This is a genomic window from Kitasatospora sp. NPDC015121 (assembly GCF_055562955.1).
Genome location: NZ_JBVHEH010000050.1, coordinates 1 through 21,371, shown reverse-complemented (window position 1 = coordinate 21,371; position 21,371 = coordinate 1). Strand labels below are relative to the sequence as shown.

At 74.5% G+C, this 21,371-nt stretch carries 18 protein-coding genes; 11 read left to right on the top strand and 7 right to left on the bottom strand.

What is annotated here, in order from left to right:
* Positions 1-7: 7 nt before the first annotated feature.
* From ACZ3J7_RS38455 to ACZ3J7_RS38445, 3 genes are read right to left on the bottom strand one after another with little or no spacing between them, the layout of a single operon-like run.
* Complete coding sequence (locus tag ACZ3J7_RS38455; RefSeq protein WP_465628029.1) at positions 8-1,312, bottom strand: coenzyme F420-0:L-glutamate ligase; 1,305 nt, start codon at positions 1,310-1,312, stop codon at positions 8-10.
* A complete protein-coding gene (cofD, locus tag ACZ3J7_RS38450) occupies positions 1,309-2,280 on the bottom strand; it encodes a 2-phospho-L-lactate transferase (protein ID WP_465628027.1) in 972 nt (323 codons plus the stop codon). Before cofD ends, ACZ3J7_RS38455 begins: the two co-directional genes overlap by 4 nt.
* Positions 2,281-2,301: 21 nt before the next feature.
* On the bottom strand, positions 2,302-2,814 hold the full coding sequence (locus ACZ3J7_RS38445) for a cysteine dioxygenase (protein WP_465628051.1): 513 nt from the start codon (positions 2,812-2,814) through the stop codon (positions 2,302-2,304).
* A 779-nt stretch (positions 2,815-3,593) separates the two neighbouring features.
* Here ACZ3J7_RS38445 and ACZ3J7_RS38440 point away from each other — a divergent pair.
* The 3 genes from ACZ3J7_RS38440 to ACZ3J7_RS38430 all read left to right on the top strand — a co-directional run bounded on the left by ACZ3J7_RS38440 (position 3,594) and on the right by ACZ3J7_RS38430 (position 9,568).
* A complete protein-coding gene (locus ACZ3J7_RS38440) occupies positions 3,594-3,866 on the top strand; it encodes a WhiB family transcriptional regulator (RefSeq protein WP_014136066.1) in 273 nt (90 codons plus the stop codon).
* A gap of 200 nt (positions 3,867-4,066) precedes the next feature.
* Entirely contained in the window at positions 4,067-7,906 is a 3,840-nt protein-coding gene (locus ACZ3J7_RS38435; RefSeq protein WP_465628025.1) for a glycosyltransferase family 2 protein, read from the top strand.
* Positions 7,907-7,912: 6 nt separating this feature from the next.
* Entirely contained in the window at positions 7,913-9,568 is a 1,656-nt protein-coding gene (locus tag ACZ3J7_RS38430; RefSeq protein ID WP_465628023.1) for a DUF5719 family protein, read from the top strand.
* Positions 9,569-9,615: 47 nt separating this feature from the next.
* Here the strand turns inward: ACZ3J7_RS38430 and ACZ3J7_RS38425 are convergent, their stop codons facing one another.
* Positions 9,616-10,062, bottom strand: coding sequence for a metallopeptidase family protein (locus ACZ3J7_RS38425; protein ID WP_465628021.1), 447 nt, complete (start codon positions 10,060-10,062; stop codon positions 9,616-9,618).
* Between the two features lie 130 nt (positions 10,063-10,192).
* On the opposite strand from ACZ3J7_RS38425, the gene ACZ3J7_RS38420 reads away from it, so the two are divergent.
* The 6 genes from ACZ3J7_RS38420 to ahcY all read left to right on the top strand — a co-directional run bounded on the left by ACZ3J7_RS38420 (position 10,193) and on the right by ahcY (position 16,244).
* On the top strand, positions 10,193-10,555 hold the full coding sequence (locus ACZ3J7_RS38420; RefSeq protein ID WP_465628019.1) for a DUF3499 domain-containing protein: 363 nt from the start codon (positions 10,193-10,195) through the stop codon (positions 10,553-10,555).
* A gap of 113 nt (positions 10,556-10,668) precedes the next feature.
* Positions 10,669-12,063, top strand: a complete 1,395-nt coding sequence (locus ACZ3J7_RS38415; protein WP_465628050.1) for a phosphomannomutase/phosphoglucomutase — start codon at positions 10,669-10,671, stop codon at positions 12,061-12,063.
* Positions 12,064-12,188: 125 nt separating this feature from the next.
* Positions 12,189-12,371 carry a Trm112 family protein gene (locus ACZ3J7_RS38410; protein ID WP_465628017.1) on the top strand — a complete coding sequence of 61 codons (183 nt, stop codon included), beginning with the start codon at positions 12,189-12,191 and terminating at the stop codon, positions 12,369-12,371.
* Positions 12,372-12,404: 33 nt separating this feature from the next.
* Positions 12,405-13,565 (top strand): SIS domain-containing protein, encoded by a 1,161-nt coding sequence (locus ACZ3J7_RS38405; protein WP_465628015.1) that lies wholly within the window; start codon positions 12,405-12,407, stop codon positions 13,563-13,565.
* A gap of 68 nt (positions 13,566-13,633) precedes the next feature.
* Positions 13,634-14,608, top strand: a complete 975-nt coding sequence (locus ACZ3J7_RS38400; protein WP_465628013.1) for a cation diffusion facilitator family transporter — start codon at positions 13,634-13,636, stop codon at positions 14,606-14,608.
* A gap of 187 nt (positions 14,609-14,795) precedes the next feature.
* On the top strand, positions 14,796-16,244 hold the full coding sequence (gene ahcY, locus ACZ3J7_RS38395) for an adenosylhomocysteinase (RefSeq protein ID WP_465628011.1): 1,449 nt from the start codon (positions 14,796-14,798) through the stop codon (positions 16,242-16,244).
* Between the two features lie 67 nt (positions 16,245-16,311).
* Here ahcY and ACZ3J7_RS38390 read toward each other — a convergent pair whose 3' ends face one another.
* Complete coding sequence (locus ACZ3J7_RS38390; RefSeq protein WP_465628009.1) at positions 16,312-17,430, bottom strand: hypothetical protein; 1,119 nt, start codon at positions 17,428-17,430, stop codon at positions 16,312-16,314.
* Complete coding sequence (locus tag ACZ3J7_RS38385) at positions 17,427-17,939, bottom strand: SigE family RNA polymerase sigma factor (protein ID WP_465628007.1); 513 nt, start codon at positions 17,937-17,939, stop codon at positions 17,427-17,429. The genes ACZ3J7_RS38390 and ACZ3J7_RS38385 overlap by 4 nt, the downstream gene beginning before the upstream one ends.
* A gap of 105 nt (positions 17,940-18,044) precedes the next feature.
* Here ACZ3J7_RS38385 and ACZ3J7_RS38380 point away from each other — a divergent pair, with 105 nt between their 5' ends.
* A complete protein-coding gene (locus ACZ3J7_RS38380; RefSeq protein WP_465628005.1) occupies positions 18,045-18,677 on the top strand; it encodes a hypothetical protein in 633 nt (210 codons plus the stop codon).
* Here the strand turns inward: ACZ3J7_RS38380 and ACZ3J7_RS38375 are convergent.
* On the bottom strand, positions 18,674-19,675 hold the full coding sequence (locus ACZ3J7_RS38375) for an RDD family protein (protein ID WP_465628003.1): 1,002 nt from the start codon (positions 19,673-19,675) through the stop codon (positions 18,674-18,676). The two genes, ACZ3J7_RS38380 and ACZ3J7_RS38375, sit on opposite strands and share 4 nt — an antisense overlap.
* 261 nt (positions 19,676-19,936) lie before the next feature.
* Between ACZ3J7_RS38375 and ACZ3J7_RS38370 the strand changes: the two genes are divergently transcribed.
* On the top strand, positions 19,937-20,941 hold the full coding sequence (locus ACZ3J7_RS38370; protein WP_465628001.1) for a stage II sporulation protein M: 1,005 nt from the start codon (positions 19,937-19,939) through the stop codon (positions 20,939-20,941).
* Positions 20,942-21,371: the final 430 nt, after the last annotated feature.

The following is a 21,371-nucleotide window of genomic DNA, read 5'->3' as shown; positions in this document are numbered from 1 at the left end:
CGCCGGCCTACCGCACCGTCAGGAAGTCCTCCGGCGAGCGCGGCTGACGCGTCCTCGGCTCCTCCGCCGCCCGCCCCACGGCGACCGCGCCCATCGGGTCCCACCCGGCCGGCAGGTCCAGCGCCTCCCGCACGGTGTCGCGGCAGAACATGGTCGAGGAGACCCACGCCGACCCGTACCCCTCGCCGCCGAGGGTGACCAGCAGGTTCTGGACGGCGGCGCCGATCGCGACCACGAACATCTCCCGCTCGGCGGCGGCCCGCCTCGGGTCGGGGTAGGCGTGCGAGCCGTCCGTGACCAGGCAGGGGACGACCAGGTAGGGCGCGCCGCGCAGCACGTCGCCGCGGGCGGTGCGCCGGGCGATCCGCTCCGCGCTCCAGCCGTCGAGGTCGCGCAGGTCGCGCTGCCAGGCGGCGAGCATCGCGTCGAGCAGCCGGGTCCGGGCCTCGGCCGTTTCGAGCAGGACGAACCGCCAGGGCGTGGTGTGGTGCGGGGCGGGGGCGGTGACCGCGGCGGCGACGGCCCGGCGGACGGCGTCGCCGTCGACGGGTTCGTCGGTGAAGGCGCGGACCGTCCGCCGGAGGGTGACCGCCTCGCGGACCGCCTCGGAGGTGCCGAGCCGGAACATGTCCTGCCCGGCGGCGCGGACCAGCGCGCGGGCGCCCTCGCCGTCCGCCGGGGTGACCAGGTGCCCGAGGCCGCGGACGACGGCGACGGGGGTGCCGGTGGCCTTGCCCTTGACGAGGTCGGCGGCGGCGGCGAGTTCGTCGGCGGTGGCGGTGACGGTGAGCCGCAGCTCGTTGCCGTGGCTGTCGAACCGGCCGCGGTGGTCCTCCAGCACGGGCAGCCCGGCGGCGCCGATCGCGACGTCGGCCAGGCCGTTGCGCCAGGGCCGGCCGAAGGTGTCGGTGACCAGGACGGCCAGCCGCCGCCCGGTCAGCTCCTGGATCCGGGCGCGCAGTTGCCGGGCCGAACGGTCGGGGTCGACCGGCAGCAGCAGGACCGTCCCGGGGGCGGTGTTGGACGCGTCGACGCCGGCCGCGGCCATCACCAGGCCGTTGCGGTTCTCGACGATCCGGGCCCGGCCGCGCCGGGCCACCACCCGGACGGTCTCGGCGTCGATCGCGGCCTCCCGGTCGTCCGCGCGGACCAGCCGTCCCTCGGCCTTGGAGACCACCTTGGAGGTGACCACCAGGATGTCGCCGTCCTCGAACTCCCCGGCTTTGGCGATCAGTTCGGCGAGGTCGTCACCGGCCGCGACCTCCGGCAGCCCGGGCACCGGCAGCACCGAGAGCCCGGCGGCCCCGGTCACTCGCCGACCTCCGCGGCCAGCGCCAGCGCGGCCCGGGCCATCTCGGCGGTGGCCTCGACCGAGCTCATCAGCAGCGGGACGGCCCGGCAGGCGATCCCGGCGGCCTCGACCTCGGCGACCGAGCCGGCGTCCGAGGAGTCCACCAGCCAGCCGTCCAGCAGCCCGCCGTCCCGGCGCGCGCCGTAGTGCCGGGCGACGGCCGCCGCGCCGGTCTCGACGCCGACGGCGGCCAGCACCCGGTCGGCCATCCCGCGCACGGGGGCGCCGCCGACGATGGGGGAGAGGCCGACCACGGGGGCGTCCGCGGCGGCGACCGCCTCGCGGATGCCGGGGACGGCCAGGATGGTGCCGATCGAGACCACCGGGTTCGACGGCGGCAGCAGCACCAGGTCGGCCTCGGCGATCGCCTCCAGCACGCCGGGCGCGGGCTTCGCGTCCTCGGCGCCGACCGCGACGATCGCCTCGGCCTCGACGGCCGCGTGCAGCCGCACCCAGTACTCCTGGAAGTGCACCACCCGCGTCCCGTCCGCGTCGGTGATCCGGACGTGCGTCTCGACCCGGTCGTCGCTCATCGGCAGCAGCCGGACGCCGGGCTGCCAGCGGTCGCACAGCGCCTCGGTGACTGCGGACAGCGGGTACCCGGCGTTCAGCATCCGGGTCCGCACGATGTGGGTGGCGAAGTCCCGGTCGCCGAGCCCGAACCACTCGGGCCCGACGCCGTACGCCTTCAGCTCCTCCTTGATCGACCAGGTCTCGTCGGCCCGGCCCCAGCCCTGCTCCTCGTGGATGCCGCCGCCGAGGGTGTACATCACGGTGTCCAGGTCGGGGCAGACCTTCAGGCCGTGCAGGTGGATGTCGTCCCCGGTGTTCCCGATCACGGTGATCCGGTCCTCCGGCCCGAGGGCCGCCCGCAGCCCGCGCAGGAACCTGGCTCCGCCGATCCCGCCCGCCAACGCAGTGATTCGCATGGGCCACATCCTGCCAGCGCGTCAGCGCACCCGGTGACGCTCCGGGTCCGCGGCGTCCGTGACGTCCGTGACGTTCGCGACGGCGGCCCGCCGCTCGGTCGGGTACTGGTTCATCTCGACCAGGCCGGGCGTGTAGAGGTGGACCGAGACGGCGGGCTCCAGCGCGGCGTTGACCATCTCGTGCAGGTAGCCGGTGGAGTAGACCCGCAGCCCGCCGGGCGCCAGGGCGCGCGAGCCCTCGCCCCCCGCCGTCAGCGAGCGCTCGGTGAGCTCCCCCTGGACGACGGTCATCACGCCGGAGGAGCGGCCGTGGTCGTGGAAGCCGCTGGACTGGCCGGGCAGCCAGCTGAGCAGCCACACCTCGTAGCCGGGGCCGGTCTCCAGCCGGGCGTACCAGCGGGTCAGCGCGTCGTAGCGGACCAGCGGCTCCCAGCGGGCCCGGTCGGCGGCGATCTCGCGGACCAGCCGGGCGTAGCCGCCGAGCGTGGTGGGGTGCGCGGGCAGGTCGGTGCGGGCCAGGTGCGGGAAGGCCATCGGGTCGCCCGCGATGGACACGTCGCTCAGGCCGTCGGTCCAGCGGGGGGCCGGCTTCGGCGCGGGCACGGGCGGGGTCGGGAGGGTGGCGGCGGGCAGGCGCTTGCGATCGCGGTTGCGCTTGCGGAAGCGGGGCATTCGCACGGTGACGTCCTCGGGTCGGTCGGCTGCGGATGGGGATCAGCCGGGGCCGCGAGAACGTTCAGGGGGGACTGTCGCGCGGTCGGCCTCTGTTCCGGGGCGGCGCGCGGTGGGACGCGGGCGCCTAGATACAGCGGAGACAGCGGCGACAACACGAGGAGTTCACGGCAGCGCCGAGGAGCGCCTGGCGGCGCCGGTCGGCGGAGGTGGCCGGGAACTCTGACATGCGGGCAAGGAGACCGCAACCGACCCTCAAGTGTCAAGGCGAGCTGACGGACATTCGGGTCACATCCACTCCGAACCACCGGATGGGGTGATAAGCGCCCATTAAGGTTTCGAACCCCAAACCTCCGGGAAGGGACGCCGTGAGATCGCCCCGGTGCTGCCCGGTGCCACCCCGGTCATGCGTGGCAGGGCGGCCTGAGGACCGGTCAGGGACCAGGCGTGATGTCCGGGTTGTCCGGATATGTACACTATTCGTAGTGGCTTGGTTCCGGGGAGTGAATCCTTGGCCCAATACCAGAGCTCGGCTTGACTAGGCCAGAGTGACGCAACTGTAATTTCTCTCGTGTCGTTCCGCCGCACCGGCAACGGCAACACCACGGGGACGCCAAGAGGGGCAGAGGAGGCGCGCCAGTATGAGCGAGCTCTTTGAGCTGTTGATCGGTGAGGGCATCGAGGAAGACGAAGAGGAACTCGGCTGGCAGGAGCGCGCGTTGTGCGCCCAGACCGACCCCGAGTCCTTCTTCCCCGAGAAGGGCGGATCCACCCGGGAGGCCAAGAAGGTCTGCCTGGCGTGCGAGGTCCGGGCCGAGTGCCTGGAGTACGCCCTCGCCAACGACGAGCGGTTCGGCATCTGGGGCGGCCTGTCCGAGCGCGAACGCCGTCGTCTGAAGAAGAGCGCGGTCTGAACCCTCCGCACCAGCGGGACCCGTGCCGGCGCCTCACCGAACAGGTGGGGCGCTTTCGCGTTCCCGGGCACCCGCGGCCCGTCGCACGCGATACCCGCTGCACCGTCTCTTCACACCCGCCGGGGACGATCGCGCCACCCGGAGCCGTTAGTGTGGTGCGTCATCTGCCGTCAAACCCGAACCGGTGGTCCGCGCACCCGATGACTGTCTACAGCCACCAGAGCGGCTTCTCCGCTGCCAGGCCGCCCGCCTACCCGCGCCACTTGGTCACCGCGGTGATCGTCTCGCACGACGGCGCCCGCTGGCTGCCGCAGGCACTCGCCGGACTGCTCGGCCAGGACCGGCAGGTCCAGCGCGTCCTCGCCGTGGACACCGGCTCCACCGACAACTCCCCGCAGCTGCTCGCCGACACCCTCGGCGACTGGCTCCCCGACAGCGGCCCGCAGATCCTCGGCCGCCGGGTCGGCTTCGGCCGCGCCGTCGGCGAAGCCGTCTTCAACAGCCCCCCGCTGCGCCCCGAGGACCTCTCCTACAGCCTCGACCCGTCCGGCTACGACCCGGTCACCGGCGGCTGGGACGACTTCGGCGACCCGCTCGGCGGCGAGGACGAACTCGGCCGCGGCGGGCCGCGCGAGACCCAGCCGGTCGAGTGGCTCTGGCTGCTGCACGACGACTGCGAACCGCAGACCGACGCCCTGCGCCGACTGCTCCAGGTCGCCGACTCCACCCCGCCCGCCGCCGTGGTCGGCCCCAAGCTCCGCTCCTGGTACGACCGCAGGCAGCTCCTGGAGGTCGGCGTCAGCATCGCCCGCTCCGGCCGCCGCTGGACCGGCCTCGACCGCCGCGAGCAGGACCAGGGCCAGCACGACCAGGTCCGCCCGGTGCTCGCCGTCTCCACCGCCGGCATGCTGGTGCGCCGCGACGTCTTCGAGGAACTCGGCGGCTTCGACAAGGCGTTGCCGCTGATGCGGGACGACACCGACTTCTGCTGGCGGGTCAACGCGGCCGGCCACCGCGTCGTGGTCGCCCCCGACGCCGTGCTCCGGCACGCCGAGGCCGCCAGCCGCGAACGCCGCGCCATCGACTGCGCCCCCGCCCACCCGCACCGGGTCGACAAGGCCGGCGCCGTCTACACCCTGCTCGCCAACTCCAAGGGCCTGCTCTTCCCGTACGTCCTGCTCCGGCTGGTCCTCGGCACCCTGTTCCGGGTCGCCGTCAACCTGGTCGGCAAGGACCCCCGGCAGGCCTACGACGAGATCGCCGGCCTCGGCCACGAACTGCTGCGCCTGCCCCGGCTGATGACCTCCCGGGCGCGCCGCCGCAGGAGCCGCTCGGTCGACTCGCTGGACGACCGCACGCTCTTCCCGGCCCCCGGCGCCACCGTCCGGCTCGCCGTCGAGAACATGGTCGGCTCGCTCGGCATCGGCGGCAGCGACGACGCCGGCGCCGGCCGGCACGGCTCGGTCGAGACCGGGCCCGGCGACGACGACACCGACGACCTGGTGGTCGAACAGTTCGCGCTGCTCAAGAAGCTGGTCCGGCGCCCGGCCCCGGTGCTGTTCGCCGCCCTGCTGCTGTTCGCCCTGGTCGCCTGCCGCGACCTGATCGGCTCCGGCTACCTCCAGGGCGGCGCCCTGCTGCCCGCCTCGGACGGCGCGGCCGGCCTGTGGAACATGTACGCCGCGCCCTGGCACGCCGTCGGCACCGGCTCCACCGCCACCGCCCCGCCCTACCTCGCGGTGCTGGCCGTGCTCTCCTGGGCGCTGTTCGACCACGCCGACCTCGCGCTCACCCTGCTCGTGGTGCTCTCGGTGCCGCTCGCCGCGGTCAGCGCCTACCTGGTCTCCCGGCCGCTGATCGCCTCCAAGGCCGTCCGCGCCTGGGCCAGCGCCACCTACGCGATGCTGCCCGCCGCCACCGGCGCGCTCGCCCAGGGCCGGATCGGCACCGCCGTGCTCGCCGTGCTGCTGCCCCCGCTGGCCCGCGCCGCCGCGATCACCGCCGGCCTCGGCATCCGCACCGAGACCGCCGCCAAGGGCGCCCGCCCCGGCTGGCGCTCCGCCTGGATGACGGTGCTGATGCTCACCGTCATCACCGCCTTCGTCCCGCTGGTCTGGGCGATCGCCGTCCCGCTCTGCCTGGCCGCGCTGGTCCACGCGGTGCTCCGGGGCGGCGCGTTCGGCTCCGGCGCGCAGGCCGTGCGGCTGCTCGGCCTGCGCGTCGCGGTGATCCTCGGCGTGCCCGTCCTGGTGCTCGCCCCCTGGTCGCTCCAGGTGCTGGCGAACCCCTCCCGGCTGCTGCTGGAGGCCGGCGTCCCCGGCTTCAACGGGCCCGCCGCCGACCCGCTCGGCCTGGTCCTGGTCAACCCCGGCGGCGCCGGCACGCCCCCCGTCTGGCTCTCCGCCGGCGTGGTGCTGGCGGCGCTCGCCGCGCTGCTGCGCGCCGACCGGCGCCGCGCCGTGCTGGCCGCCTGGGGCGCCGCCGCGGCGGGCCTGGTGTTCTCCGTCGTGGTGGCCGGCACCGCCGTCACCCCCGCCTCCGGCGGTGCCCAGACCGCCGCCTGGGCCGGCCCGGCCACCCTGCTGGCCGGCGTCGCGCTGCTCGCCGCCGCCGCGATCGGCGCCGACGGCGCCAACACCCGGGTCTCCGGCATCGCCTTCGGCTGGCGCCAGCCGGTCGCCGCGCTGGTGCTCGCCGCCGCCGTGCTGGCCCCCGTCGGCACCGCCGTCTGGTGGGCGGTCAGCGGCGCCGACGGCCCGCTGCGGCGCGGCAGCGACGCCCAGGTCCCGGCGTTCATCGCCCAGTCCGGGAACACCACCGACCGCTCCCGCACCCTGATCGTCACCGGCGACGCCGAGGGCGCCTCGGTCCGGTACGCGCTGGTGCGCGGCGCCGGCCTGACCACCGGCCAGGCCGAGGGCACCGTGGACACCGCCGCCGACGGCAGGCTCGCCGAGCTCACCGCCAAGCTGCTGGCCGGCTCCGGCGGCGACCTGGCCCGCACCCTCGCCGGGTACGGCATCAGCTACGTCCAGGTGAAGGACCCGGTGATCGCCGAGGTCCGCGACGTCCTCGACACCACGCCCGGCGTCATCCGGCTCAGCCTCGACAACGGCGTCGGCCTCTGGCAGGTCAACAGCGTCCCCGGCACCCGGGCGCAGATCACCAGCCCCGGCACCGTCCCCGTGGTCGTCCCCGCCGGGCAGCACGACATCTGGACCACCGTCCCGGCCGGACCGGCCGGCCGGCAGCTGCGGCTCGCCGAACAGGCCGACGGCGGCTGGCGGGCCACCCTGAACGGCAAGCCGCTCGCCCCCGTCACCGTGGACGGCTGGGCCCAGGGCTTCACCCTCCCCGCCGAGGGCGGCCGGCTCGACGTCACCCGCGCCACCAGCCCCGCCCACACCGCCTGGACCTGGGGCCGGCTCGCGCTCGGCGTGGTCGTCCTGGTCCTCGCCCTGCCGGGCCGCCGCAACACCAACGACGACGACATCCCCGAGGAGGTCGTCGCCGCCCAGGCGCTGGCCGCCCAGGCCCAGGCCCAGGCGCCCGTCCCCGGCAGCCGCCGGGCCCGCCGCCTCGCCGAACGCGGCGAGGGCGGGGAGGGCGACGACCCGCAGGCCGAACCCGGCGTCTACGCCCCCGGCATCCCGGCCCAGCCCGTCGGCGAACCCGAGCCCGCCGCGGCCTACCAGCCCGAGCCCGAACCCTTCGCCGACCCGTACCAGGCCCAGGCCGACCCGTACCAGGCCGACCCGTACCAGCAGCAGGGCTACCAGGGCGACGGCTACGGCTACTCCCAGCAGCAGCCCGTCGGCGCGCCCCACCAGGGCGACGGCTACGACCAGTACGGCCAGCAGCAGTACGGCTACGACACCCCGCCCGCCCAGGGCTGGAACGACCCGTACGCCGCCGGCTACCCGCAGCAGGACGGCCGACAGCAGCCCTGGCTGCCCGAACAGCAGCAGCCCACCACCTACTACGACCCCAACGACCCCTACGGCGGCGGCCAACCGCAGCGGCCCGGGACGGGGAGCTGACCCGCGATGAAGAAGCCCACCCTGAAGGCGCCCAAGCTCAAGGCCCCCAAGCTCAAGGCACCCGGCCTGAGCGGCGCGGCCGGCGGCAGCCGCACCGGCCGGTCCCTGCTGGCCGGCGTGGCCGTGCTCGGCCTGGTGTTCGGCGTCGCCGAACTGCGCGCCCCGGCCGGCGCCGCCGACGACGCGGGCGGCGCCCGCACCACCGCGCAGGTCGAACGCACCGCGCTGGTCTGCCCGCCGCCGATGCAGGGCGTCACCGGCTCCACCAGCATCACCCTGTTCAGCCCCGAGGGCGGCACCGGCGGCACCGGCACCGGCCTGCTCGCCGACGCCACCACCGAGAACGTGCTGGCCGCGCAGAACCCCGCGCGGCCCGCCGCCCCCGCCCCGAGCACCGGGTCGCCCGCCACCCCGGCCGCACCCTCCGGCGCCCCGAGCGCGCCCGCCGCCTCCGTCGTGGACGCCCGGGTCAACCTGGCCAAGCCCGGCGTCCCGGCCACCGGCCCCGCCGCCAACACCGACACCGCCCCCGGCAGCTTCGCGACGGCCACCGGCAACCTCGCCCCCGGCTTCACCGCCACCCAGCTCACCACCTCCGAGCAGGGCGGCGTCAACCTGTCCGGCGCGAGCTGCCTGCCCTCCGGCACCAGCTTCTGGTTCGCCGGCGCGAGCACCGCCGAGGGCCGGGTCGACTACGTCACCCTGGTCAACGCCGACACCCTGCCCGCCGTCGTCGACCTGCGGATGTACGGCGACAAGGGCCAGATCGAGAACGACCTCGCCACCGGCATCGCGATCGCCCCCGGCAAGTTCCAGACGATGACCCTGCGCAGCCTCACCAAGGAACCCGTCGACAACCTCGCCCTGCACGTGGTCACCCGCAGCGGCCGGATCGGCGCCGGCGTGCACGCCATCGAGACCGGCAAGGGCACCGACTGGCTCGAACCCTCCGCCGACCCCGCCCCCGCCGTCACCGTCCCCGGCATCCCGGACGACGTCACCACCGCCCACCTGGTGGTCGCCACCGACTCCGCCGACGACGCCGACCTCAAGGTCCAGCTCTCCGGCAAGAACGGCTGGTTCACCCCCGCCGGCAAGGAGACCATCCACGTCAAGGCCGGCATGACCGCCGTCCTCGACTTCCAGTTCACCGACCAGACCCGCGAGGGCGCGAGCGCGATCCGGCTCACCCCCTCCAGCGACACCCACCCCACCCCGGTCGTGGCCGGCCTGCGGGTCGACCGCGAGAACAAGGGCAAGACCGAGGCGAGCTGGCTCTCCGGCGGCGCCCCGATCGGCGCCCGCGCCACCATCGCCGACAACCGGGCCGGCCAGACCAAGCTGCTCCTCACCGCCACCGACGGCGACGCCAAGGTCAAGGTCACCAGCTCGGCCGGCGCGGGCGGCGGCACCCCCGCCAGCAAGGAGGTCAGCGTCCCGGCCGGCACCACCGTCACCGTCGACGGCATCGACCCCGCCCAGGTCAACGGCCCCTACGCCCTCACCCTGCAGACCCTCGGCGGCGGCCCGGTCCTCGCCACCCGGCAGATCAGCGCCGTCACCCGGGACGTCCCCACCTTCACCGTCCAGCGCTTCCGCGACGACCACGCCACCGTCGAGGTCCCGCACGTCGCCCCCGACCCGGGCGTCGTCCTGAAGTGACCGCCCCTCCCGGGCGGGCCCCGACCGGCGGCCCGCCCGGAGGAGGGCTACTCCTCGCCGTAGCGCGGGTCGATCGCGTCCGGCGACAGCCCCAGCAGTTCGGCGACCTGCTCGATCAGGATCTCGTGGACGAGCGCGGCGCGGTCCTCCTTGGACTTGGCGCGGATCTCCACCGGCCGCCGGTAGACCAGGATCCGGCTGCGCCGCCCGGCCGCGCCGGGGACCACCCGGCCGAGCGGGACGGTGTCGGGCTCGGGTTCGTTCCTGGCCGGGAGCGGCACTTCGAGGACGGCGAACTCCACGTCCTCCAGCTGCGGCCAGCGCCGCACCAGGCGCTCCATGGACTCGCGGACGTAGTCGTCGAAGAGCTCCGACCGGGTCAGCGAGATGGGCACCTGCGGCGGGGCCAGCGGCCCGCGCATGCCGCGGCCGTGCCGGTCGCGGTGCTTGCGGCGGCCGGGACCGGGCGGGGACGAGGGTGTCGAGCTGTCCATAGCAGTGTCGAGCGTAGTCCCTGGATGCCCGGAAGTGGACCACTCCAGCACGGCGCGTAACGGCGACGGGACACGCGAGCCGGGGGCGGGTCTTCGCGGGCCGGTCCGACTTGCGGTACCGTCCACCCTCGTGAGCTCTGTACGTCGTTGTTCGCGGACCGCGTGCGGCCGGCCGGCCGTGGCGACGCTGACGTACGTCTACGCGGACTCCACCGCGGTGCTCGGACCGCTGGCGACCTACGCGGAACCGCACTGCTACGACCTGTGCGCCGAGCACGCCGAGCGCCTCACCGCCCCGCGCGGCTGGGACGTGGTCCGCCTGGCCGGCGACACCGGCCCGCTGCGGCGCAGCAGCGACGACCTGGAGGCGCTGGCCAACGCCGTCCGCGAGGCCGCCCGCCCGCAGGAGCGCACGCCGCGTCAGGCCACGCCCGCCGAGGGCGAGTCGGGCCGCCGGGGCCACCTGCGGGTGCTGCGCTCCCCGGAGAGCTGAGCCCGGCCGTCGCGGCGCTCCCGCCACCGCCCGGTACGCTGCCCCTCTGCGGGCCCGGACCGGCGGGCGCCGGCCACGTCCGCAGTACTGCGCAGCACACACACGGGAGCGATCTGGTGCGGGACCTCAAGCAGCTTGTGAAGGCGTACGACGTCCGGGGCGTCGTGCCGGACCAGTGGGACGAGTCGCTGGCGCACGCCTTCGGTGCCGCCTTCGTCGAGGTGGTCGGCGCCGCCGCGGTGGTCGTGGGCCACGACATGCGGCCCTCCTCGCCCGCGCTGTCCCGGGCGTTCGCCGAGGGCGCGGCCTCCCGCGGCGCCGACGTGGTGGAGATCGGGCTGTGCTCCACCGACCAGCTGTACTACGCGAGCGGCAGCCTGGACCTGCCCGGCGCGATGTTCACCGCCTCGCACAATCCGGCCGAGTACAACGGCATCAAGCTGTGCCGCGCGGGCGCCGCCCCGGTCGGCCAGGACACCGGCCTGTCCGAGATCCGCGAGCTGGTCGAGTCCTGGCTCGACGAGGACGGCGCGGTGCACGTCCCGGCCGCCCCCGCCGGGACCGCCCCCGGCGCGCTGTCCGCCCGGGAGACCCTCGGCGGCTACGCCGACCACCTGCGCGGCCTGGTCGACCTGCGGGCGGTCCGCCCGCTCAGGGTCGCGGTCGACGCGGGCAACGGCATGGGCGGCCACACCGTGCCGACCGTCTTCGCCGGCCTGCCGCTGGACGTCGTCCCGATGTACTTCGAGCTGGACGGCACCTTTCCCAACCACGAGGCCAACCCGCTGGACCCGGCCAACCTGGTCGACCTGCAGGCGAAGGTCCGCGAGGTCGGCGCCGACCTCGGCCTGGCCTTCGACGGCGACGCCGACCGCTGCTTCGTGGTCGACGAGAACGGCGACCCGGTCTCCCCGTCCGCGATCACCGCGCTGGTCGCCGAGCGCGAGATCGCCCGCGCCCAGGCGGCCGGCGAGGCCCACCCGACGATCATCCACAACCTGATCACCTCCTGGACCGTCCCCGAGGTGGTCCGCGACCTCGGCGGCGTCCCGGTCCGCACCCGGGTCGGCCACTCCTTCATCAAGCAGGAGATGGCGGAGACCGACGCGGTCTTCGGCGGCGAGCACTCCGCGCACTACTACTTCCGCGACTTCTGGCGCGCCGACACCGGCATGCTGGCCGCGCTGCACGTGCTCGCCGCGCTCGGCGGCCAGGACGGCCCGCTGTCCGCGCTGACCGCGAAGTACGAGCGGTACGCCGCCTCCGGCGAGATCAACTCCACCGTCGCCGACCAGGCCGCCGCCACCGCCCGGGTCCGCGCCGCCTACGCCGACCAGCCGGGCGTCAGCACCGACGAGCTCGACGGCCTGACCGTGGCCGGCCCGGACTGGTGGTTCAACCTGCGCGCCTCCAACACCGAGCCGCTGCTGCGCCTGAACGCCGAGGCCAAGGACCCGGCGAAGATGGCCGAGCTGCGCGACGGCGTGCTGGCGATCGTCCGCGGCTGACCGGCGCCCGGTCAGCCCGCCGCTGACTTTTCGCGTGCCCCGGCCGGTAGGGTTGCCACCGGCCGGGGTACTGCTGTGTCACCGGCTTTCCGTACCGTTGCCCGAACCCCCGGAGTCCGACCGCCATGAGCCTGCCGTCCTTCCTGCTGGAGATCCTGGTCTGCCCGGAGTGCCACTCGCCGCTCGACGAGGAGACCGAGGGCGAGGTGCACGAGCTGCGCTGCACCGGCGAGGGCTGCGGCCTGGTGTACCCGGTGCGCGACGGCATCCCGGTCCTGCTGGTGGACGAGGCCCGCCGCCCGTCCTGACCCCGCCCCGCCCGCCGCTGGAGGCCAGCCGCCATGTTCGACGACTCCCTGCTCGACGACCCGGCCGCCGTGCAGCGCGCCGACCGGCGGCGCGAGCTGCTGGCCCTGGCCGGCGCGGGCGCCCGGGTCCGGATCGCGCTGCGCCGGGCCGACGCGGCCGGCGTCACCACCCTGAACCCGGACGGCCGGCCGCGCGCGGTGCTGGTGGCCGGCCACGGCGGGGCGCTGACCGCCGCCGCCGCGCTGGCCGCGCTCGCCGTGCCCAGCTGCCAGGTCTGGCCGCTGCCGCCGTCCGACGCCCGCCCCGGCGGCTTCGCCTTCACCGACGGCGGGACGTGGCAACTGCCCGGCTGGGCCGGCCCGTTGGACCTGGTCGTGCTGGCCAGCGAGAACGGCCGCGAGGGCGGCCTGATCAACCTGGCCGAGCAGGCGTACGGCCGCGGCTGCGCGATCGCGGTGATCGCCCCCGAGGGCTCCGAGCTGTTCGAGGCGGCGCTCCAGGTGCGCGCCCTGCCGCTGCCGTTCGAGCCCAGCGGGGTCGAGCCGGAGGGCTCCGACGCCGAGCCCGACCTCCCGGCCGAGGACCCGACCGCGCTGTGGGCCTTCCTGGCCCCGCTGCTGGCGCTGGCCGACCGGGTCGGCGCCGCCCAGCTCGCCCCCGGCGCGCTGGAGGCCGCCGCCGACCGGCTCGACGAGGTCGCTGTGCGCTGCCGCCCCGACGCGCACGCGTACGACAACCCGGCGAAGACGCTGGCCGCCCGGCTGGCCGAGACCGTCCCGCTGCTGTGGACCGAGGGCGCCCCGGCCGCCGCCGCGGGGGAGCGGTTCGCCGCCGCGCTGGCCGACCGGGCCGGCCTGCCCGCGCTGGCCGCCCGCCTCCCGCAGGCGCTGACCGCGCACCGCGGCATGTTCGCCGGCGGGCTCGGCGGCGACCCGGACGACTTCTTCCGCGACCGGGTCGACGAGCCGGTGCCGCTCCAGCTGCAGGTGCTGCTGCTCCGGCACACCCCCGGCGCCGCCGAGCTCGAACAGCCCGGCTGGCCGGTCGCCCGGGCCCGCCGGCTGGCCACCGCGCACGAGGTGCGGATCACCGAGCAGACCTCCGCGCAGGAGGACCCGGTGCAGGCGCTGGCCGAACTGATCGGCCTGACCGACTTCGCGGCGGTGTACCTGGGCCTGGCCACCCGGGGCTGACACGGTATCGTCCCCTCGTCAACCAAGGCCCGGCAAAGCCCCGGGCCCTCGCGGAGGGACGTACGGGGTTGAGTACCGAAGGCGGCACCAAGGCACTGGTCGCGGCACTGACCGCGAACCTGGGAATCGCGGTCAGCAAGTTCGTCGCGTTCGCGTTCTCCGGTTCGTCGTCGATGCTCGCCGAGGGCGTGCACTCGATCGCCGACTCCGGGAACCAGGTGCTGCTGCTGGTCGGCGGCAAGCGCTCGCAGCGCGCCGCCACCGAGGAGCACCCGTTCGGCTACGGCCGTGAACGGTACGTGTACGGGTTCCTGGTCTCGATCGTGCTGTTCAGCGTCGGCGGCATGTTCGCGATCTACGAGGGCTACGAGAAGATCGCCCACCCGCACGAGCTGGAGAACTGGTACTGGCCGGTCGGCGTGCTGGTGTTCGCCATCCTGCTGGAGGGCTACTCCTTCCTCACCGCCTACCGGGAGGCGTCGAAGGACAAGGGCGCGCACGGCTGGCCCGCGTACATCCGCCGCGCCAAGGCCCCCGAGCTGCCCGTCGTGCTGCTGGAGGACACCGGCGCGCTGATCGGCCTGGCGCTGGCGCTGCTCGGCGTCGGCCTGAGCGCGGTCACCGGCGACGCGGTGTGGGACGGCGTCGGCACGCTCTCCATCGGCGTGCTGCTGGTGGCCATCGCGCTGGTGCTGGCCCTGGAGACCAAGTCGCTGCTGATCGGCGAGTCCGCCGACGCCGACGTGGTGGCGCGGATCCGCGAGGCGCTGGTCGACCACGACACCGTCACCTCGGTCATCCACATGCGCACCCTGCACGTCGGCCCGGAGGAACTGCTGGTCGCCGCCAAGATCGGCGTCAACGCGGAGGACAGCGCCGCGGTGGTCGCCGAGGCGATCGACCACGCCGAGGTCCGGGTCCGCCGGGCCGTGCCGATCGCCCGGGCGATCTACCTGGAGCCCGACGTCTACTCCGCGGAGAAGGCCCTGGCCGGCCCGGACGCGGACGCCACTCCGGGCGGACCGGGCCCGAACGCCCACTGAGCCGCGTCCGATCGGTGTAGATTCGAGGGCAGTGCCAAACGTCGCTGCTGATGGCGGTCGATCGGAGCCGGGCTCCGGTCGAGGGAGAGAGGTCCTCCGACGGATTGTGCCGCAGCAGAGGGTCGCCCCCGCGCGCCCTCTGCCGCTCAGCACACCCGCAAACCGGACCACCCCGCGAGGAGTTCGCATGTCGAACCAGCCCACCGGCGACTTCAAGGTCGCCGACCTCTCCCTGGCCCCGTTCGGCCGCAAGGAGATCCAGCTCGCCGAGCACGAGATGCCCGGCCTGATGTCGATCCGCGCCGAGTACGCCGCCTCCCAGCCGCTGGCCGGCGCCCGGATCACCGGCTCGCTGCACATGACCGTGCAGACCGCCGTCCTGATCGAGACCCTCACCGCCCTGGGCGCCGAGGTCCGCTGGTGCTCCTGCAACATCTTCTCCACCCAGGACCACGCCGCCGCCGCCATCGCGGTCGGCCCGGACGGCACCCCCGAGGACCCGCAGGGCGTCCCGGTCTTCGCCTGGAAGGGCGAGACCCTGGAGGAGTACTGGTGGTGCACCGAGCAGGCGCTCACCTGGCCCGACGGCCAGACCCCGAACATGATCCTGGACGACGGCGGTGACGCCACCCTGCTGATCCACAAGGGCGTCGAGTTCGAGAAGGCCGGTGCCGCGCCGGACCCGTCCACCGCGGACAACGACGAGTTCCGGATCATCCTGGAACTGCTCAACCGCACCCTCACCGAGACCCCGCAGAAGTGGACCGAGGTCGCCGCCACCATCAAGGGCGTCACCGAGGAGACCACCACCGGCGTCCACCGCCTGTACGAGATGCACCGCGACGGCAAGCTGCTGTTCCCGGCGATCAACGTGAACGACTCGGTGACCAAGTCGAAGTTCGACAACAAGTACGGCTGCCGCCACTCCCTGATCGACGGCATCAACCGCGCCACCGACGTCCTGATCGGCGGCAAGGTCGCCGTCGTCTGCGGCTACGGCGACGTCGGCAAGGGCTGCGCCGAGTCGCTCCGCGGCCAGGGCGCCCGCGTCATCGTCACCGAGATCGACCCGATCTGCGCCCTGCAGGCCGCCATGGACGGCTACCAGGTCACCACCCTGGACGAGGTCGTCGAGATCGCCGACATCTTCGTCACCACCACCGGCAACAAGGACATCATCCTGGCCTCCCACATGGAGCGGATGAAGCACCAGGCCATCGTCGGCAACATCGGCCACTTCGACAACGAGATCGACATGGCCGGCCTCGCCAAGCTCCCCGGCGTGGTCAAGACCGAGGTCAAGCCGCAGGTCCACGAGTGGCGCAAGGCCGACGGCCGGACCATCATCGTGCTCTCCGAGGGCCGCCTGCTCAACCTCGGCAACGCGACCGGCCACCCGTCCTTCGTGATGTCCAACTCCTTCGCGAACCAGACCATCGCGCAGATCGAGCTGTTCACCAAGACCGAGCAGTACCCGGTCGGCGTGTACGTGCTGCCCAAGCACCTGGACGAGAAGGTCGCCCGCCTCCACCTGGACGCGCTGGGCGTCAAGCTCACCACCCTCACCCAGGACCAGGCCGACTACATCGGCGTCCCGGTCGAGGGCCCGTACAAGGCCGAGCAGTACCGCTACTGACACCGCCCGCACGCACCCGGTGCCCGGCCCCCCCGCGGGGGGCCGGGCACCGGCGCGTTCCGGCCCGCTACGGCAGCACGTCGGCGGACCAGGAGCGCTCGTCCGAGCCGCGCGGCACCACCCGGGTCAGCCAGACCGTCATCGTGCTCTCCGCGTCCGCCGCCGGCTGCACCTCCTTCACGCACCAGCGGACCCCGTACCCGGACGAGCAGAGCCCCGGGTAGTACTCCGGGAACCCGTTCGCGTCCCGCCCCGGCGAACCGGACGGCCCCGACGACGGGCCCTCCCCGGCCGGGGCCGCCCGCACCGTGACGTAGTGGACGCCCCGCTCCTGGAAGGTCAGCTCGGCCTCCCACGGCGCCGCACCGTGCGCGGCGTGCCGCAACGACGCGTTGCTGACCACGGTGTCCGGCGGCAGCGAGGACAGCGAGACCGGCAGCGGCGGCGTGTAGCGGCCCGGCACCACCCCCGCCGCGACCCGCAGCGGGAGCTGCTGCCGCTCCGCGTCCGGCAACCCCGAGCTCTCCAGCTGGTACCAGACCCCGTCCGCCCCGCGGAAGCGCAGCCGGGACGGCGTCCCCCGCGCGAACGACGCGTCGCTCGACGTCACCCAGTACGCCTCCCCGCCGTTCACCGGCGGCGCGTCCACCCGCAGCCCGTCGCCCGCGCCGATCAGCGGGTCCACGTCCGGGGTCATCCCCTCCGGGAACGCCGTCAGCAGGAACTGGACCCGGCCGTGGTCCACCAGGTCGCCGTAGGCCGTCACGTCCACTCCGGTCGATTCCGAGCGGTACTCCACCGTGGTCACCGAGTCCGGCAGCCAACCGAACCTGCCCGGCACCGTCAGCACCGTCCGGCCGACCACCGGCACCGCCGAACTCCGCTCCGTCGGCGCCGTCTTCCGGTACGCGTCGGGCGGCGGCGACCCGGACGGCGAACCGGTCCGCGGCGCGGCGGGGACCCCCGTCGAACCCGTCCCGCCCCCGGCGCCCAGCACCGCGAACGAGCCCGCCGACAGCGCCAGCACCGCCACCGCCGACACCAGCGTCCAGGTCCGCCGCCGGCGCAGCTCCCGGCCCCGCAGCACCGCCAGCGCCGGATCCACCCGCGAGGGCGGCGCCGACCCCTCCTCGGCCGCCACGTACCGCGCCATCCGCACCGACAGCTCCTCCCCGTCCCCGCTCATGCCTCCGACCTCCCCACCGGGCGCAGCACCGAGGAACGCCGCAGCGCCTCCAGCGCCCGCGAACTCTGGCTCTTCACGTTGCCGCTGGAACACCCCAGCTCGGCCGCGGTCTGCTCGACCGTCAGATCGCAGTAGTAGCGCAGCACCACCGTCGCCCGCTGCCGGGGCGGCAGCGCCGCCAGCGCCTCCCGCAGGTCCAGCGACACCGCCAGGTCCGGCTCCGCGACGGCCGCCCCCTCCGGCGGCCGCGCCGCCGGCCTGGTCCGTCGCCACCACGCGGTGCGCTGCTCGGCCAGGAACGTGTTGACCAGCACCGTTCGCGCGTAGCCGTCCCGGTTCTCCGCCCGGCCGGCCCGGCCCCAGTGGGTGTACAGCTTGGTGATGCTCTCCTGCACCAGGTCGTCCGCGCGGTGCCAGTCCGCGCACAGCAGGTACGCGACCTTCCGCAGCCAGACCGCCCTGGAGGCCACGAACGCGGTGAACTCCTCGTCCCGCGTCAGCTCCGCCATCCCGGCGCCCCTCCTCCCCGTGACCGGTGGCACGGCCGCACCACCGCCACCCTGATGCGACCCGCCCCCGAGAAGGTTGCACCCCCGGTTCCGTAGGCTTCCCCCATGCCGAACGGCCGCTACTCACTCCACGACCCGCACGACGGGACCCCGCTCGGCGAGGAGCGCTTCCAGTGCGCCCCCGGTCCGGCCGGCTGGCGCTACGTCGCCAAGCGCTACCGCCCCGACGGCACCGTCCAGGGCACCACCGACCTCACCCTGGACGCCCGGCACCGCCCGATCCGGCTCGAACTCCGCTCCGGCGGCTGGCAGGTCCGCGGCGGCGCGCTCGACGGCGTGCACTGGGTCCGCGCCGACGCCACCGGTACCGGCGGCGGCGCCGACGCGGTGGAGGGTGAGGACCGGGCGCACGCCTTCACCGGCGACTCCCCGGCCTTCCTGGTCGCCACCGCCCGGCTGCTCGACCTCGAACCCGGCGGCAGCGCCCGGATCCGCCTGGTCTCCTTCACCGGCGACGCCCTCGCCCCCCGCACCCTCGACCAGGGCTGGCAGCTCCACTCCGTCCAGGACCACCCCACCGACAGCGGCCCGCTCCCCGTCGAGCACTACCGGGTCACCGACCTCGACACCGGCGAGGTCCGCGACCTCCACCTCACCGGGGACGTCCTGCTCGGCGCCCCCGGCATCGAACTGGAGGAACTCGACTCACCGCCCAACCCGCGCCGCCACCCGGCCTAGGCGGGCGGCGCGAACCCGCCGCCGTTGTTGGTGCCGCTGGTGCTGTTGCCGTCGGTGGCGGGCGGCGCGGTCCGGACGGCCTGCTCCGCCGGCGGCACGGGCGCGGGCGCGGCCTGCGGCGCCTGCGGGTACCCGAGCTGCCGCACCGGCGGCCCGGCCTGCGGCGGGGCCGGCACCGGGGCGGTCGGGGCCTGCGTCATCTGGGCGGCCTGGGCGGCCCGGAAGGCCTGCAGCTGCGCCGCCGACGCCCGCTCCCACTCGCGGCGCTGGCGCTCCATCAGCACCGCCCCCAGGTACACCAGCGACGGTAGCCCCGCCGGCACCGGCCACCCCGTCCGCCGGGCCATCTCCGCGGCCAGCCGGTCGCCCAGCGCGGCCGCCACCGGCTGGTCCAGCTCTCCCATCCGGCCGAGCACTTGGCGCGCGGACAGCCACAGCCCGTCCGGCACCGCGGACAGGTCCAGCGCCACCAGGTCCGCGCCCAGCGCGTGCATCACCTGCGGCGGGACCGGCGGCACCGCCCCCTGGTCCCGCGCGCTCCGCGGCAGCCGCTCGCGGATCACCAGCGTCCCCGCGAAGACGTCCCCCAGCCGGTTGCCGTGCACCGAGCACAGCGAGGTCACCACCGCCGGCATCGAGAACACGCCGAAGTCGATGACCCCGACCAGCCCCCGCACCAGCGCGTGCCGGAACCGGATCGGACCGCCGTCCGCCCGCACCACCCGCAGCCCCAGCACGGCCTTCCCCAGTGACCGCCCGTGCGACAGCGTCTCGACCAGCGTCGGCAGCAGCACCGTGAAGAACACCAGCAGCGTGATCGCGAACGCCATCACCGCCGCCCCCTCCAGGTCGGAGAGCCCCGCGACCAGGGCGAGCAGCAGGATCAGGTACCCCACGGTGTACACCAGCCAGTCCAGCAGCCTGGCCAGCGCCCGCGAGGGCAGTCTCGCCGTCCGCAACCCCAGGACGACCGCCTCACCGGTCACCAGCTCGCTCACGCCACCCACCCGCTCCGCTCCACGGTCCGCCGGCGACCCGCGTCGCGCGACCCGACCCCCTCGATCAACAGCGGCAAACATAAGGCCGAGCACCCTCGGCGGGTAACCCCGGGCCACCGCTCCCCGCGGCGCCCCCGGCACCGCTTCCGACGTCCCCGACACACCGGCCGCCCGCTCTGGCAAGCTATGCCCCGCAACCGCCCGGCCGCACACCAACCAGTGGCGGCCCGGCGCCCCGCCGCGCCCCCGGAGAGAGCCGCCATGGACCTGGACGTCTTCGTCGCCGCCCACCAGGCGGAATGGCACCGTCTGGAGGTCCTCAGCAGCCGCCGCCGCCTCAGCGGCGAGGAGGCCGACGAGCTCATCGCCCTCTACCAGCGCGCCACCAGCCACCTCGCCCAGGTCCAGGCCGCCGCCCCGCACCCCGGCGTCGAGGGCCGGCTCACCGCCCTGGTCGTCCGCGGCCGCAACGCCGTCGCCGGCGCCCGCGCCTCCTCCTGGCAGGACGCCGCCCGCTACTTCACCGCCGGCTTCCCCGCGATCCTCTACCGCGCCCGCCGCTGGTGGCTCACCGTCGGAGCGGTCTCCTTCGTCCTCAGCGCCGTGATCGCCTGGTGGGTGGGCAGCCACCCCGAGATGATCAAGTCCCTGATGTCGCCCGAGCAGTACGAGCAGCTCACCAAGTCCGGCGGCGAGTTCGAGAGCTACTACACCGAGCACCCCTCGGCGAACTTCGCCGCCCAGGTGTGGACGAACAACGCCTGGGTCGCCGCCCAGTGCCTGGTCTCCGCCGTCCTGCTCGGCGTCCCCACCCTGTTCATCCTGTTCCAGAACGTCCTCAACCTCGGCAGCGGCGTCGGCATCATGGCCTCCGCCGACCACCTCCAGCTCTTCCTCGGCCTGCTCATCCCGCACGGCCTGCTCGAACTCACCGCCATCTTCGTCGCCGGCGGCCTGAGCCTCCGCCTCGGCTGGACCGTCGTCGACCCCGGCCCCCGCACCCGCGCCGTCGCCCTCGCCGAGGAAGGCCGAGCCGTCATCGGCGCCGTCATCGGCCTCGCCGCCGTCCTCATGGTCACCGGCTTCATCGAGGGCTTCGTCACCGGCTCGGCCCTCCCCAGCTGGATCCGCATCGGCATGGGCATCACCGTCGAAGCCCTCTTCCTCGTCTACGCCCTGGTCCTCGGCAAGCGCGCCGCCCTCGCCGGCGAGACCGGCGACGTCGAAGCCGCCGACCGCACCGACCACCAGCCGATGGCGGGCTGACCGCACCGGTGCACCCCGGACCGGGGCGCGGGTGGTGCGGCGTGGTCACGAGCGCCCTGCCGAACCTGGTAGCCTGATGATCAACCCAGCGGAACCATTGACGTGTTTCCCATGGGCTAGTAGGTTTGAACGGTTGGGCGTGACTGGACAGACGGTCCGCCGAGGCGTAATGTCTACGACACCGCCGAATCGAGGAAATGCGTCCGAGAGGATGCCGGCCCGGTTTCGGCAAAACCCCCGAGGCTAAGCAGTGCAGAACTTTTGGTAAGCTCTGCGGCGCAGTCGAAGGAATTCCCACTCCAGCGGGAATGGAAATCAGAGCGAAAAACCTCTGGTAAGCTGGGAACACGAAAGAACGAAGCGCCCGGAGGGTCCGCAGGAATGCGGCTCGAAGGAAGTGTCCGTTCCTTGAGAACTCAACAGCGTGCCA

Excerpts from the sequence above, each read along its gene's own strand:
- cofD (WP_465628027.1), bottom strand. The coding sequence starts at position 2,280 with ATGCGAATCACTGCGTTGGCGGGCGGGATCGGCGGAGCCAGGTTCCTG.
- ACZ3J7_RS38445 (WP_465628051.1), bottom strand. The coding sequence starts at position 2,814 with ATGGCCTTCCCGCACCTGGCCCGCACCGACCTGCCCGCGCACCCCACC.
- ACZ3J7_RS38440 (WP_014136066.1), top strand. The coding sequence starts at position 3,594 with ATGAGCGAGCTCTTTGAGCTGTTGATCGGTGAGGGCATCGAGGAAGAC.
- ACZ3J7_RS38435 (WP_465628025.1), top strand. The coding sequence starts at position 4,067 with ATGACTGTCTACAGCCACCAGAGCGGCTTCTCCGCTGCCAGGCCGCCC.
- ACZ3J7_RS38430 (WP_465628023.1), top strand. The coding sequence starts at position 7,913 with ATGAAGAAGCCCACCCTGAAGGCGCCCAAGCTCAAGGCCCCCAAGCTC.
- ACZ3J7_RS38425 (WP_465628021.1), bottom strand. The coding sequence starts at position 10,062 with ATGGACAGCTCGACACCCTCGTCCCCGCCCGGTCCCGGCCGCCGCAAG.
- ACZ3J7_RS38410 (WP_465628017.1), top strand. The coding sequence starts at position 12,189 with ATGAGCCTGCCGTCCTTCCTGCTGGAGATCCTGGTCTGCCCGGAGTGC.
- ACZ3J7_RS38405 (WP_465628015.1), top strand. The coding sequence starts at position 12,405 with ATGTTCGACGACTCCCTGCTCGACGACCCGGCCGCCGTGCAGCGCGCC.
- ahcY (WP_465628011.1), top strand. The coding sequence starts at position 14,796 with ATGTCGAACCAGCCCACCGGCGACTTCAAGGTCGCCGACCTCTCCCTG.
- ACZ3J7_RS38390 (WP_465628009.1), bottom strand. The coding sequence starts at position 17,430 with ATGAGCGGGGACGGGGAGGAGCTGTCGGTGCGGATGGCGCGGTACGTG.
- ACZ3J7_RS38385 (WP_465628007.1), bottom strand. The coding sequence starts at position 17,939 with ATGGCGGAGCTGACGCGGGACGAGGAGTTCACCGCGTTCGTGGCCTCC.
- ACZ3J7_RS38380 (WP_465628005.1), top strand. The coding sequence starts at position 18,045 with ATGCCGAACGGCCGCTACTCACTCCACGACCCGCACGACGGGACCCCG.
- ACZ3J7_RS38370 (WP_465628001.1), top strand. The coding sequence starts at position 19,937 with ATGGACCTGGACGTCTTCGTCGCCGCCCACCAGGCGGAATGGCACCGT.